This is a genomic window from Erwinia sp. 009765445 (genome assembly GCF_058137865.1).
On the sequence record NZ_JBYUWC010000024.1, the window covers coordinates 32,633 to 45,767 of the forward strand.

At 56.4% G+C, this 13,135-nt stretch carries 14 protein-coding genes and 1 riboswitch; of the genes, 12 read left to right on the top strand and 2 right to left on the bottom strand.

Annotated features, from left to right (window positions below):
* Nucleotides 1–71: 71 nt before the first annotated feature.
* The 4 genes from bioB to bioD are packed head-to-tail and all read left to right on the top strand — an operon-like array spanning nt 72 to nt 3,667.
* On the top strand, nt 72–1,103 hold the full coding sequence (bioB, locus tag AC3Y5R_RS21540) for a biotin synthase BioB (RefSeq protein WP_158784664.1): 1,032 nt from the start codon (nt 72–74) through the stop codon (nt 1,101–1,103).
* The gene (gene bioF / locus AC3Y5R_RS21545) at nt 1,104–2,261 is read left to right on the top strand and encodes an 8-amino-7-oxononanoate synthase (protein WP_489923031.1); all 1,158 of its coding nucleotides are present in this window, start codon (nt 1,104–1,106) and stop codon (nt 2,259–2,261) included.
* Nucleotides 2,242–3,000, top strand: a complete 759-nt coding sequence (bioC, locus tag AC3Y5R_RS21550) for a malonyl-ACP O-methyltransferase BioC (RefSeq protein ID WP_158784662.1) — start codon at nt 2,242–2,244, stop codon at nt 2,998–3,000. Before bioF ends, bioC begins: the two co-directional genes overlap by 20 nt.
* Complete coding sequence (gene bioD, locus AC3Y5R_RS21555) at nt 2,993–3,667, top strand: dethiobiotin synthase (protein ID WP_489923032.1); 675 nt, start codon at nt 2,993–2,995, stop codon at nt 3,665–3,667. The genes bioC and bioD overlap by 8 nt, the downstream gene beginning before the upstream one ends.
* Before the next feature lies 1 nt (nt 3,668).
* On the opposite strand, the gene AC3Y5R_RS21560 is transcribed toward bioD, so the two are convergent.
* Nucleotides 3,669–4,388: an ABC transporter ATP-binding protein gene (locus AC3Y5R_RS21560; RefSeq protein WP_489923033.1), complete on the bottom strand. Its 720-nt coding sequence runs from the start codon at nt 4,386–4,388 to the stop codon at nt 3,669–3,671.
* A gap of 906 nt (nt 4,389–5,294) precedes the next feature.
* Between AC3Y5R_RS21560 and uvrB the strand changes: the two genes are divergently transcribed.
* Entirely contained in the window at nt 5,295–7,319 is a 2,025-nt protein-coding gene (uvrB, locus tag AC3Y5R_RS21565) for an excinuclease ABC subunit UvrB (RefSeq protein ID WP_158784659.1), read from the top strand.
* 56 nt (nt 7,320–7,375) lie between these two features.
* Here uvrB and yvcK read toward each other — a convergent pair whose 3' ends face one another.
* Complete coding sequence (yvcK, locus tag AC3Y5R_RS21570; protein WP_158784658.1) at nt 7,376–8,284, bottom strand: uridine diphosphate-N-acetylglucosamine-binding protein YvcK; 909 nt, start codon at nt 8,282–8,284, stop codon at nt 7,376–7,378.
* Between the two features lie 182 nt (nt 8,285–8,466).
* Nucleotides 8,467–8,599, top strand: a riboswitch (molybdenum cofactor riboswitch).
* Between yvcK and moaA the strand changes: the two genes are divergently transcribed.
* From moaA to AC3Y5R_RS21605, 7 genes are all read left to right on the top strand, one after another.
* Nucleotides 8,586–9,575 (top strand): GTP 3',8-cyclase MoaA, encoded by a 990-nt coding sequence (gene moaA / locus AC3Y5R_RS21575; protein WP_158785440.1) that lies wholly within the window; start codon nt 8,586–8,588, stop codon nt 9,573–9,575. (Overlaps the previous riboswitch by 14 nt.)
* Before the next feature lie 17 nt (nt 9,576–9,592).
* The gene (gene moaB / locus AC3Y5R_RS21580; RefSeq protein WP_489923034.1) at nt 9,593–10,108 is read left to right on the top strand and encodes a molybdenum cofactor biosynthesis protein B; all 516 of its coding nucleotides are present in this window, start codon (nt 9,593–9,595) and stop codon (nt 10,106–10,108) included.
* Entirely contained in the window at nt 10,108–10,593 is a 486-nt protein-coding gene (gene moaC / locus AC3Y5R_RS21585) for a cyclic pyranopterin monophosphate synthase MoaC (RefSeq protein ID WP_489923035.1), read from the top strand. Before moaB ends, moaC begins: the two co-directional genes overlap by 1 nt.
* On the top strand, nt 10,586–10,831 hold the full coding sequence (gene moaD, locus AC3Y5R_RS21590; protein ID WP_158784655.1) for a molybdopterin synthase sulfur carrier subunit: 246 nt from the start codon (nt 10,586–10,588) through the stop codon (nt 10,829–10,831). Before moaC ends, moaD begins: the two co-directional genes overlap by 8 nt.
* Nucleotide 10,832: 1 nt before the next feature.
* The gene (moaE, locus tag AC3Y5R_RS21595; RefSeq protein WP_489923053.1) at nt 10,833–11,285 is read left to right on the top strand and encodes a molybdopterin synthase catalytic subunit MoaE; all 453 of its coding nucleotides are present in this window, start codon (nt 10,833–10,835) and stop codon (nt 11,283–11,285) included.
* 3 nt (nt 11,286–11,288) lie between these two features.
* Complete coding sequence (locus tag AC3Y5R_RS21600) at nt 11,289–11,924, top strand: TetR/AcrR family transcriptional regulator (RefSeq protein ID WP_489923036.1); 636 nt, start codon at nt 11,289–11,291, stop codon at nt 11,922–11,924.
* 11 nt (nt 11,925–11,935) lie between these two features.
* Nucleotides 11,936–13,030 (top strand): DUF1615 domain-containing protein, encoded by a 1,095-nt coding sequence (locus AC3Y5R_RS21605; protein WP_489923037.1) that lies wholly within the window; start codon nt 11,936–11,938, stop codon nt 13,028–13,030.
* The last annotated feature ends 105 nt before the right edge of the window (nt 13,031–13,135 follow it).

Below are 13,135 nucleotides of genomic sequence, written 5' to 3' on the forward strand. Positions count from 1 at the left end.
ATTTTAAAAAATTTAGTTTACAAGTATAACCAGGCAGAGACGATAAACGACAGATTTTTTTGGAGCAAGCAATGGCAAATCGCTGGACAACCGCACAGGCTCAGGCCCTGTTTGATAAACCTTTTCTCGAACTGATGTTTGAAGCGCAGCAGATCCACCGTCAGCATTTTGATCCCCGTCAGGTACAGGTCAGCACGCTGCTGTCGATCAAAACAGGAGCCTGTCCGGAAGACTGTAAATACTGCCCACAGAGCGCCCGTTACAAAACCGGGCTGGAATCCGAACGTCTGATGGAAGTGGAAGAGGTGCTGAGTTCTGCCCGTAAAGCCAAAGCTGCAGGCTCAGACCGTTTCTGCATGGGAGCTGCATGGAAAAACCCTCATGAACGCGATATGCCTTACCTTGAGCAGATGGTCCAGGGCGTGAAGGCGATGGGGCTGGAAACCTGTATGACGCTGGGCACGCTGAGCAACGATCAGGCGCAGCGTCTGGCGCATGCCGGGCTGGATTTCTACAACCATAACCTCGATACCTCGCCGGAATTTTACGGCAGCATCATCACCACCCGCAGCTACCAGGAACGTCTGGATACGCTGGGCAAAGTGCGTGATGCGGGAATCAAAGTCTGTTCAGGCGGGATCGTTGGTCTGGGTGAAACCGTCAACGATCGTGCCGGTTTGCTGGTACAGCTGGCTAACCTGCCAACCCCGCCTGAAAGCGTGCCAATCAACATGCTGGTGAAGGTGAAGGGCACGCCGCTGGCGGATAACGAAGACGTTGATCCCTTTGACTTTATCCGCACCATTGCCGTGGCGCGCATCATGATGCCAGCCTCGCATGTACGTTTGTCCGCGGGGCGTGAGTCGATGAGCGAGCAGACCCAGGCGATGTGCTTTATGGCCGGTGCCAACTCCATTTTCTACGGCTGCAAGCTGCTGACCACGCCGAACCCGGAAGAAGACAAAGATTTGCAGCTGTTCCGCAAGCTGGGTCTGAATCCGCAGCAGACCACCACCGAAGCGGGTGATAACGAACAGCAGCAGGCGCTGGCCGGACAATTGTTACATGCCGACACCGACATGTTCTACAACGCGGCCGTATAAATGAGCTGGCAGCAACGTATCAACGCGGCACTGAATGAGCGCCGTGAGAAAGGTCAGTTTCGCCAGCGACGGGTGAATCAGCAGGGCGATGCCCGCACTCTGCAGGTTGAGGGCCGGCAATACCTGAATTTTTCTGCCAATGACTATCTCGGCCTGAGCCACGATCCACGCATTATCAGCGCCTGGCAAAAAGGGGCCGAACGTTACGGCGTGGGCGCGGGCGGTTCCGGGCATGTGACAGGTTACAGCGCCGTACACCAGGCTTTTGAACAGCAGATGGCGAAGTGGCTCGGCTATCCGAGAGCGCTGTTATTCATTTCCGGTTTTGCCGCGAATCAGGCGATTATCGCCGCAATGTTGGGGAAAGATGAGCGTATCTTCGCCGATAAACTGGCCCATGCTTCGCTGCTGGAGGCTGCGGCACTCAGCCCGGCTACGCTTCGGCGTTTCAGCCATAATAAGCCAGATTCGCTGGCAAAATTGCTCAGTGCGCCAGCAGAGGGCGGCGAAAAACTGGTGGTCACCGAGGGCGTGTTCAGCATGGATGGGGACAGTGCGCCGCTGGCCGAATTGCATCAACTGACCAGGCTGCACGGTGGCTGGTTGATGGTGGACGATGCTCATGGCGTGGGAACCACCGGCGAGCAGGGCAGAGGCAGCTGCTGGCAACAGCAGGTGAAGCCGGATCTGCTGGTGGTGACCTTTGGTAAAGCCTTTGGTCTCAGCGGTGCGGCAGTGCTTTGCAGCGATGAAACCGCAGATTATCTGCTGCAGTTCGCCCGCCATTTGATTTACAGCACGGCAATGCCTCCGGCTCAGGTCTGCGCACTGCAGGCCTCGCTCTCCTGTATTCAGCAAGGTGATGAACAGCGTGAGCTGCTGCAACGCAATATTGCCCAGTTTCGTCAGGGAGCTGAGCAGTTGGGGCTGGCGATATCACCCTCCGCTACCGCTATCCAGCCGCTGATCGTCGGTGAAGAAAACCGGGCGCTGCAGATGGCTGAGGCGCTACGGCAGCGGGGATGCTGGGTGACGGCTATCCGTCCGCCAACCGTGCCGCCGGGAACGGCCAGATTACGCATTACCCTGAGTGCGGCACACCAGCAGGAAGATATTGCACGACTTCTGGAGGGGCTGGATGATGCAAACCGTCAATAAGCAGGCGATTGCCCAGGCCTTCGGGCGGGCAGCGCAGAGTTATAACCAGCATGCCGAACTGCAACGTATGAGTGGAGAACAGTTGGCTTTTCATGCCAGACGGCAGCAGGGCCAGAAAATACTCGACGCAGGCTGTGGTCCTGGCTGGTTCAGCCGGCGTTGGCGCAGCGCCGGAAATCACGTTACCGCTCTGGATCTGTCAGCAGAAATGCTGAGTCAGGCCCGGATGGAGCAGACTGCTGACCGCTATCAGCCGGGCGATATCGAGGCATTACCCTTTGCGGAGCCAATGTTTGATCTGTGCTGGAGCAACCTTGCGGTGCAGTGGTGCAGCGAGTTAAGTGTGGCCCTGATGGAGCTGCGGCGTGTGACGCTGCCAGGCGGGCAGGTTCTGTTCTCAACGCTGGCTGCCGGATCGCTGAGTGAACTGAATATCGCCTGGCAAACGCTGGATCTTCCCGCCCCGGTGAACCGCTTTCTCAGCGTTGCCGCGATAGCGGAAGCCGGAGAGCCGGTGGGCGTTCAGCTTCATCAGCAAACGCTGACGCTGGGTTTCCCGGACGTGCTCAGTGCGCTGCGCTCGCTGAAGGGAATTGGGGCAACCCACCTGCATCAGGGGCGCAGCGGGGGGTTATTAAGTCGCCGTCATCTGCAGCAGCTTAAGCTGCACTGGCCGCAGGATCAGCGGGGTTTTCTGCTGAGTTATCATCTGGTTTATGGAGTGATTGATTGTGAGTGAACGTTGGTTTATTACCGGCACTGATACCGAAGTCGGGAAAACTGTTGCCAGCACCGCGCTACTGCAGGCGGCGAAAGCAGCAGGTTTTTGCAGCGTGGGCTACAAACCGGTAGCTTCCGGAAGTGAGATGACTGCGGAAGGCATTCGTAACGGTGATGCGCTGGCTTTGCAGCGCAACAGCGTGCTGTCACTGCCTTATGACTGCATCAATCCGTTAGCCTTTCTGGAACCCACTTCTCCGCACATTGTCAGCGCGGAAGAGGGCAGACCGATTCATTTCTCACAGCTTTCTGCCGGGCTGGCGGAGCTGGCAAGCCAGGCCGACTGGGTACTGGCCGAGGGGGCTGGCGGCTGGTTCACGCCGCTGTCGGAAGAGAAAACTTTTGCGGACTGGGTGTTGCAGGAACAGCTGCCGGTGGTGCTGGTGGTGGGCATTAAGCTGGGTTGTATCAATCACGCGATGCTGACGGCGCAGGCCATTCAGGCCAGCGGACTGCGGCTGGCTGGCTGGATCGCCAACGATATTCTGCCACCCGGTAAGCGGCATGCTGACTATCTGGCCACGCTGCAAAAGCGGCTTCCGGCCCCGATGCTGGGTGAGATCCCTTACCTCACCGACAGCGCCCAGTTTGACCAGTTGGGCAAGTATGTGCAGCTTCCCGTGTAAATTACGATACGGTCAGCCAGGTATTAACCATGCTCTCATCCAGCAGCGCGACCCTGCCATGCGCCACGTTCCTTCCCCGGTGCAGCAGCAGAAAGTAATCAGCCACCTTGCGAATAAACGAGATGCGCTGCTCAAGCAGCAGAATGGTCAGGCCAAAATCGTGATTCAGCCGGTGGATCAGATTGCCCATCTCTTCCTCCAGCCAGGGTGACATGCCCTCGGTAGGCTCGTCCAGAATCAGCAGTTTTGGTTGCAGCACCAGCGCACGGGCCAGTGCCAGCTGCTGCTGCTGATCGATGGTCAGCTCGCCGCTGCGCTGGTGACGCAGGGAATGGAGCGCCGGGAACAGGTCATAGACCATCTGGGGGATTGCACGGTGGCGCTCAAGACCAGCGCCTGCCAGCAGGGCAATCTGCAGGTTATCCTCCACGCTCAGCTGCGAGAAAATCTGCCTTCCCTGTGGCACATAGCCAATCCCCAACGCGGCACGCTGCTCCACCGGCTGCAGCAGCAAATCCTGTGGTGGCAGATTAGCTTCCTGCCAGATCATCGACCCGCTGTTAATTGGCAGGTGACCCATGATGCAGTTGACCAGTGTGGTTTTTCCCATGCCGGGCCTGCCCAGCACGCCGGTACAGGTGCCGGGTGGCAAATCGAGATCGACATCCCACAAGATATGATTTTGCCCGTAAAACTGGTTAATCGAACGTAAGCTGAGCATCTGACACTCTCCTCCAGACAATTGATCGTACCTGATTGCATCCGCTCTCAGTTGTGTGGCAAACGGTTATACCTTCGAAACGCCTGCGGCCTTTGCTTCCCGCTATGCGAACAGTAGCGAGAGGCAGTTAAAGATTATCTTGCAATTCGTGGGCCAACTTATGCCACTTCGCTTAACAAGGTGAAAGAGCAGGCGAACGCTGCCAGTGATTGGTCAGAAATGTTAAACAATTGCCCCAGGGTATTTCCTGGTGCACTTTGTCAGTGCTGCGGGTTAATCATTTCTGGTGCAGTTGCCTGTCACAGAGGCAGAGAAGCCTGGCAAAAACCTGAAAAAAAAACGGTTAAAAAGGGTAGCCGCAATGCAGAAAATATGCATTTCAGGCCCGCCAATACTCAGGAAAGAAGCGAAAATAATTCCAAAAAAATTATTTGCGGGTCCGATCGCAGGTCAGGGATGATTTATACACATCAGACGGCTCGGGCGCTGAAATCAGTTATCCACCATTCCTGTGGATAACCATGTGCATGAGCGGCTGAAAACCTGCAGGAAACGAGAGCGGGCGCGGCTTGAGCACGAGTTGATGCGAAACTCGGCTCGGAAGGCAATAATATAAAAATCAACTAGTTAATGAAAATCAAGCAACTGAAATTGTCACCATAATTCGGGCCGCGTATTTTGTCAGGATTTCTTGACAAATGTTAAAGTTTCACCCTGTCTGGGGATAACCTCCTGCAGACTCTGACTTTTAGTTCCGGCTGGTCCTGCAAAAGTGCGTTGTTGCCATTTACCGAAGCATCATGCAAAATTACTGTGATTATATCCAGTATTTTTTGCTGGTAAAATCGACGCGGCGGAGTAAAATTAGAGTCCGGTTTGTGTGATCCATCAGCAGGTAGCCATTCAATGAGCAAAGTCTTTAAACTCAACTCCGATTTCAAACCTTCCGGTGACCAGCCGGAGGCAATCCGTCGTCTCGAAGAGGGACTGGAGGATGGGCTGGCTCATCAGACGCTACTCGGGGTCACCGGCTCCGGTAAAACTTTTACCGTGGCTAACGTGATTGCCGACCTGAACCGCCCGACGATGGTACTGGCGCCAAACAAAACTCTGGCAGCTCAACTTTACGGTGAGATGAAGGAGTTCTTCCCGGATAATGCGGTGGAGTATTTCGTCTCCTATTACGACTACTACCAGCCGGAAGCTTATGTTCCAAGCTCGGACACCTTTATTGAAAAGGATGCTTCAGTTAACGAACACATCGAACAGATGCGTCTGTCGGCCACCAAAGCGTTGCTGGAGCGGCGGGATGTGATTGTGGTGGCTTCGGTATCGGCCATTTATGGTCTGGGCGACCCCGATCTCTATCTGAAGATGATGCTGCACCTGACGCGCGGCATGGTGATCGATCAGCGGGCGATTCTGCGTCGTCTGGCTGAGCTGCAGTACACCCGCAACGACCAGGCTTTCCAGCGTGGCACCTTCCGGGTGCGTGGCGAAGTGATTGATATCTTCCCGGCAGAATCAGATGACTATGCGCTGCGCGTTGAGCTGTTCGATGAGGAAGTGGAGCGATTATCGATTTTCGACCCGCTGACCGGGCAAATTGATTCGGTGATCCCGCGTTACACCATCTACCCCAAAACGCACTACGTTACCCCTCGCGAGCGGATTTTGCAGGCGATGGAAGAGATCAAGGTAGAGCTGGTGGATCGCCGCAAGGTACTGCTGGAGAACAACAAGCTGCTGGAAGAGCAACGCCTGTCGCAGCGTACACAGTTCGATCTTGAAATGATGAATGAGCTGGGCTACTGCTCGGGGATTGAAAACTACTCGCGCTACCTTTCTGGCCGTGGTCCGGGTGAAGCGCCGCCAACGCTGTTTGACTATCTGCCTGCCGATGGCCTGCTGGTGGTGGACGAATCGCACGTCACTATCCCGCAAATTGGCGGCATGTATCGGGGGGACCGGGCGCGTAAAGAGACACTGGTGGAGTATGGTTTCCGCCTGCCTTCAGCGCTGGATAACCGCCCGATGAAATTTGAAGAGTTCGAGGCGCTGGCACCGCAGACCATTTATGTTTCCGCGACGCCTGGCAATTACGAGCTGGAGAAGTCGGGTGGCGAAGTGATTGACCAGGTGGTGCGCCCGACCGGGTTGCTCGATCCGCTGATTGAGGTCCGGCCGGTGGGTACTCAGGTGGACGATCTGCTGTCGGAAATCCGCAAGCGGGTGGCGATCAACGAGCGCGTGCTGGTCACGGTGCTGACCAAGCGCATGGCGGAAGACCTGACCGAATATCTGGAAGAACACGGCGAACGGGTTCGTTACCTGCACTCGGATATTGATACCGTCGAGCGGGTGGAGATTATCCGCGACCTGAGGCTGGGCGAGTTCGACGTGCTGGTGGGGATCAACCTGCTGAGGGAAGGGCTGGATATGCCGGAGGTGTCGCTGGTGGCCATTCTGGATGCGGATAAAGAGGGCTTCCTGCGCTCCGAGCGCTCGCTGATCCAGACCATCGGGCGTGCAGCGCGTAACGTTAACGGCAAAGCCATCCTGTATGGCGATAAGATCACGCCGTCGATGGAGCGGGCGATTGGCGAAACCGAACGCCGTCGGGAGAAGCAGGAGATCTACAACAAAGAGCGGGGCATCGTTCCGCAGGGGCTTAACAAGAAAATCGCCGATATTCTTGAGCTGGGGCAGGGGATCAACAAGAACAAAACCAAAACTCGCGGCAAAGGGCCTCGCAGCATCGTGGAAGACGATGCGGTGCCAATGGATATGTCACCCAAAGGGCTGCAGAAGAAAATCCACGAGCTGGAAGCGAAAATGCAGGAGCACGCGCAGAACCTGGAGTTCGAAGAAGCGGCTCATGTTCGCGATCAGTTGCATCAGATGCGCGAGCTGTTTATCGCCGCTTCCTGAGGTCATTCTGTTTGGCAGGCCGCTGTCGGGGGCAAATTTATTCGTCCCCCGTTTGATCAGCCAATTGACTGAATGGCGTGTTCCAGCGCGATATGCAGCAGCTGACGGTCATGGCGATATTTGATATCGGCAGCCTCCAGCGGCTCCTGAATAATCAACCGGTCAGTGACGTTGCGGGTGTCCACCAGCGGGCTGACCACCACCGCGTCAATCACCTTCTTCCCGATGTATTTCTCCATCATCGCCAGCTTATCAGCCAGTGACAGCTGCGCCGCAGCCGGGCTTAACTCTTTCCCCAGATTGCCGATAAACACCATGGTGGCGGGCGTGCGACGAAGTGCCTGTGCCATATCCGGCATCAGTAGCACCGGCATCAGGCTGGTATAAAAACTGCCCGGCCCAATCAGGATCAGATCCGCTTCCCCGACGGCTTCAACCGCTTCCCGCGTGGCGTTAACAACCGGCGACAGCATCAGCTCCTGCGGCGGCTGCTGCATCTGGTCAATTTCAGTTTCGCCATAAACCAGATGCCCTTCGCTGTCGATGGCGACCAGGTCAACCGGCTGTTCGGACATCGGGATTAAAAAAGCATCCACCTTCAGCAAATTTCGGATCAAATTAATCGCTTCAAACGGGCGGACGCTGAGGTGGTCCAGCGCTTTCAGCATCAGATTGCCCAGGTTGTGCCCGGCCAGTTCGCCATTCCCGGCAAAACGGTATTCAAACATCGCTGAGGCCACGCTCGGTTCGGTGATCAGCTGGTTCAGGCAGTTGCGCATATCACCCCAGGCAATCCCGCCTTCGGAGCGACGAATACGCCCGGTCGACCCGCCGTTATCGGTGGTGGTGACGATACCGGTGAGGCGGGAACCCAAAGGGGAAAGAGCCGACATCACGCGGCCCAGGCCGTGGCCGCCGCCGAGAGCGACGACGCGATCGAGATCGGCCAATGTGCGATTGCGCATAAAATTCCTTTCAGAGGTTAAGGCCATTCCGGAAACTGGTCTGGCATTTTTTGCTTACTTTACGCTAACGTGTGGCGAAAATGTGGTGAAAATTCGTTATATATCAAAATGTATAGCGAAACTTCGTTCTGGTAACGGCTTCACAATAGCGGTAGAATTTTGTCACCATGATTTACCGATGTGCGGTAAGTCACACTTAGCCCTGGTACCTAAGTCTGCGGATACGGTACCCTGGCCGCAACCTTTGAGTTGCCAGGGTGCAGAAAGAAATGCCTGCATCTCCCGTCTCTGGAAAGGTGTTCTGGTGCCACAATTTACCGATAGCTTCGACCGCAGCTTTTATTACCTGCGCCTGTCGATCACTGATGTTTGCAATTTTCGTTGCAACTACTGTCTGCCTGATGGTTACCAACCGCAGGGCGTAGCCAACAAAAGCTTCCTTTCGCTGGATGAGATCCGGCGTGTGACCCGTGCCTTTGCGGCTGCGGGCACAGAAAAAGTGCGCCTGACCGGCGGCGAGCCCTCGCTGCGGCGTGACTTTACCGACATTATCGCCGCCGTACGCGAAAATTCTGCCATCCGCCAGCTGGCGGTGACCACCAATGGTTACCGGCTGGCCCGCGATGTCGCTCACTGGCGCGAAGCAGGTCTGACTGCTCTCAACGTCAGTATCGACAGTCTTGATGCCCGTCAGTTCCATGCCATCACCGGCCAGGATAAATTTCAGCAGGTGATGAGCGGTATCGACGCCGCTTTTGAAACCGGGTTCAGCAAGGTCAAAGTTAATACTGTGCTGATGCGCAATATCAATCATAACAGCCTGCAAACTTTCCTTGACTGGATCCGCTCGCGCCCAATCCAGCTACGCTTTATCGAGCTGATGGAAACCGGTGACGGTGGCGAACTGTTCCGTAAACACCATATCTCCGGCTCGGTGATCCGTGACAGCCTGCTGTTGCAGGGGTGGATCCGCCAGCCCCGTGGGCGTAGCGACGGCCCGGCGCAGGTGTTCCGCCATCCTGACTATCAGGGTGAAATCGGCCTGATTATGCCTTATGAAAAGGACTTTTGCGCCAGTTGCAACCGCCTGCGCGTCTCCGCCACCGGTAAACTGCATCTCTGCCTGTTTGGCGACGGTGGCGTGTCGCTGAGGGATTTACTGGCGGATGACAGCCAGCAGGAGCAGCTGCAGCAGCGCATTGCCGCCTGCCTGCACAGCAAAAAGCAGACGCACTTCCTGCATCAGGGCAACACTGGCATTACCCAGAATCTCTCTTATATCGGCGGTTAACGCTAAGGACGCAAATAATGGGAAAATCGACGGCCGAATTTGTGCCGCTTAACGTGGCGGTAATGACCGTTTCTGACAGCCGTGATGCGGCCAGCGACAGCTCCGGTGACTATCTGCGTGAGGCAGTGACGGAAGCAGGCCACCGGGTGCTGGATCATGCGCTGGTAAAAGATAACCGTTACCGTATCCGCGCGGTGGTCTCCAGCTGGATTGCCAGTGAGGATGTGCAGGTGGTGATCGTCAATGGCGGCACCGGATTCAACAGCAAAAACAGTACCCCTGAAGCATTGGTGCCGCTGTTTGATCGCGAGATCGAAGGATTTGGTGAGCTGTTCCGTATGATCTCTTATGAAGAGATTGGCAGTGCAAATCTGCAGTCTCGCGCGGTGGCCGGAATGGCTAATCAGACGCTGATTTTTGCCGTGCCCGGTTCGACCGGAGCCTGCCAGAGCGCGTGGGAAAGGGTCATTCAGGAGCAGCTGGATGCCCGCACCCGACCTTGTAACTTTGTTTCGCATGTGAAGAAACTCTGATGTCGCAACTGACCCATATCAATGCCGCAGGCGAGGCCCACATGGTGGACGTCTCGACTAAAAATGAAACCGTCCGTGAAGCGCGGGCGGAAGCCTTCGTGGTGATGAATCCGGAAACTCTGCAGATGATCATCGACGGCAGCCATCATAAAGGTGATGTTTTCGCCACCGCGAGAATTGCCGGTATCCAGGCGGCCAAGCGTACCTGGGAACTGATCCCGCTGTGCCATCCGCTGCTACTGAGCAAAGTGGAAGTGACGTTGGCTGCCGAAGTGGAACATCACCGGGTGCGGATTGAATCGCTGTGCCGTCTGACCGGAAAAACCGGTGTGGAGATGGAGGCGCTGACGGCAGCCTCTGTTGCAGCACTGACCATCTATGACATGTGTAAAGCAGTGCAGAAAGACATCAGCATCGAGCACTGTCGCCTGCTGAGCAAAAGCGGTGGCAAGTCTGGCGATTTCCGGGCGGCAGATCATGATTAACGTGCTGTTTTTTGCCCAGGTGCGTGAGCTGGTGGGGACCGGCAGCGTCACCATGACGGAAGAGTACGCCACGGTGGAAGCCCTGCGTGCCGCCCTGGCTGCCAAAGGCGACCGCTGGGCGCTGGCGCTGGAGTCCGGCAAGCTGCTGGCTGCGGTAAACCAGACGCTGGTTTCTCCTCAGCATCCACTTAAATCCGGGGATGAAGTCGCCTTCTTCCCGCCGGTGACCGGAGGATAACCTGGAAACGAAAATTATCGTCGGATCTGCGCCATTCGATATGGCCAGTGAGTACCGCTGGCTGTCGGCCTGTGATAAAGACGGTGCAGTGGTAACCTTCACCGGCAAAGTCCGTAATCATAATCTGGGTGACCAGGTGGCCGCTCTGACCCTGGAGCACTATCCGGGCATGACCGAAAAAGCGCTGGAAGAGATCGTCGCTGAAGCCCGGGAACGCTGGCCAATGCAACGAGTCACGGTCATCCATCGCATCGGAGAACTGTTTCCCGGTGATGAAATTGTGATGGTTGGTGTCAGCGGAGCTCATCGGGCAGGCGCGTTTGCCGCAGCCGAATTTATTATGGATTACCTGAAAACCCGAGCACCTTTCTGGAAGCGCGAAGCGACCCCTGAAGGCGATCGCTGGGTGGAACCACGCGACAGCGACCAGCAGGCCGCCTCACGCTGGGAGTAGCCAGTGAGCCAGCAGCCAGACCTGAATATCCCGCGTAAATCCCCGGTTCAGGCGCGATCCATTGCCACCGTGGACGCCATTCTTGATGCCACCATCCAGGTTTTATTGCGTGAGGGCATCGACCGCTGCACCACTACCCGTGTAGCTGAACGGGCTGGCGTCTCCGTCGGCACGCTCTACCAGTATTATCCCAACCGGGAAACGTTGCTGACGGCGGTGCTGGTGCGCCATCTGCACGCGGTGGCGGACGATGTCGATGAATCCTGCGTAGCCTGTCATCATCTGTCGCTGGATGAGATGGCGCAGGGGCTGGTGGCGGGCTGGCTGAAGTCCAAGTTCGGCGATCCGGTGCTGTCGCGGGCGCTGTATGCCATTGCTGAGAACTATGCGGCACCCGAGCTGATTAAGTCACCGCAGAAGCGGGTGCTGATGTCGGTTTCTGCGTTGCTGGAGACCGCCAGCGATGGCAAGTTTAAGGCTCTGTCGATGGTGTCATTAATGACGCTGGGCGCTATCTACGGCCCGGTGCGTCTGTTCCTCGAAGGGCGGTTTGAGCTGGAAGATAAAGACGCTTTCCGCCTGCAGCTGGTTGCGTTGACGCGCGCGTATCTGTACCAGGCGGCGAGCGCTGTTGAATAACATGGAAAGCAATGAATTACTCCGCAATTAAGCGTCTGTCACTGCTGGGGCTACTGGTGCTGGCAGGCTGTAGCAGCAAGCCCACTTCACAGGCACCGGAACGACGACCAGCTGATGTAAAATCGCAGATAAACCAGATGCTGCCGGCGAAGGTCAGCGATCGCCAGGCCTGGACCGAAGCCCTCTTTGTGGCGTTTAACGGCCAGGGTATCGACCCTTCAGCCAGTAATCTGTGCTCGGTCATCGCCATCACCGATCAGGAATCCGGTTTCAACGCCGATGCCACGATTCCGGGGCTGCCGAAAATTGCATGGGGCGAGATTGACCGTCGTGCCGGTAAGCTGCATATCCCTTCTTTTGTGGTGCGCACCGCGCTGATGATCAAATCCCCTAACGGCAAGAGCTATACCGATCGGCTGGATCACGTGAAGAGCGAAAAAGAGCTTAGCGCTATTTTTGATGATTTCATCAACATGGTGCCGATGGGGAAGAAGCTGTTCGGCAACCTTAATCCGATTCATACCGGTGGCCCGATGCAGGTCAGCATCGACTTCGCCGAAGCGCACGCCAAAGGCTATCCGTATCCGGTTGATGGTAGCATCCGCCGTGAAGTGTTCACCCGCCGGGGCGGCGTCTGGTTTGGCACTATGCATCTGCTTGGCTATCCGGCGGATTACAGCCGGGCTATATACCGCTTTGCCGATTACAACGCAGGGTGGTACTCCAGCCGTAACGCCGCGTTCCAGGCTGCCGTTGCCCGTCTGAGTGGAATCAAACTGGCGCTGGATGGCGATCTGATCCAGTACGGTTCGGATGTGGCCGGTTCAACCGAGCTGGCGGTCCGGACGCTGGGTAAACGTCTGGATATGAGTAACAGCGCGATCCGCAGAGCACTGGAGAAAGGGCAGACGCAGGATTTTGAGAAAACGGATTTATGGCGGCAGGTGTTTGCGCTGGCGGATAAAAATGCCGGGAAGCAGCAGCCGCGTGAGATGCTGCCGGGCATCAAGCTGGAGAGCCCCAAAATCACCCGAAATCTGACCACAGCCTGGTTTGCCCAGCGGGTTGAGGGGCGCTATCAGAGCTGTCTGGCCCGCGGGAAATAAGAGAGCGGGGCGGTTGTATGCCGCCCTTAAGATTGCGCGCACTACGAGATAAACGCAGTTTGTAATTTAATCATCAGGCCAATAAAACACAGGATGCAGGTGAAT

Excerpts from the sequence above, each read along its gene's own strand:
- bioB (WP_158784664.1), top strand. The coding sequence starts at position 72 with ATGGCAAATCGCTGGACAACCGCACAGGCTCAGGCCCTGTTTGATAAA.
- bioF (WP_489923031.1), top strand. The coding sequence starts at position 1,104 with ATGAGCTGGCAGCAACGTATCAACGCGGCACTGAATGAGCGCCGTGAG.
- bioC (WP_158784662.1), top strand. The coding sequence starts at position 2,242 with ATGATGCAAACCGTCAATAAGCAGGCGATTGCCCAGGCCTTCGGGCGG.
- AC3Y5R_RS21560 (WP_489923033.1), bottom strand. The coding sequence starts at position 4,388 with ATGCTCAGCTTACGTTCGATTAACCAGTTTTACGGGCAAAATCATATC.
- uvrB (WP_158784659.1), top strand. The coding sequence starts at position 5,295 with ATGAGCAAAGTCTTTAAACTCAACTCCGATTTCAAACCTTCCGGTGAC.
- yvcK (WP_158784658.1), bottom strand. The coding sequence starts at position 8,284 with ATGCGCAATCGCACATTGGCCGATCTCGATCGCGTCGTCGCTCTCGGC.
- moaB (WP_489923034.1), top strand. The coding sequence starts at position 9,593 with ATGGGAAAATCGACGGCCGAATTTGTGCCGCTTAACGTGGCGGTAATG.
- moaC (WP_489923035.1), top strand. The coding sequence starts at position 10,108 with ATGTCGCAACTGACCCATATCAATGCCGCAGGCGAGGCCCACATGGTG.
- moaD (WP_158784655.1), top strand. The coding sequence starts at position 10,586 with ATGATTAACGTGCTGTTTTTTGCCCAGGTGCGTGAGCTGGTGGGGACC.
- AC3Y5R_RS21605 (WP_489923037.1), top strand. The coding sequence starts at position 11,936 with ATGAATTACTCCGCAATTAAGCGTCTGTCACTGCTGGGGCTACTGGTG.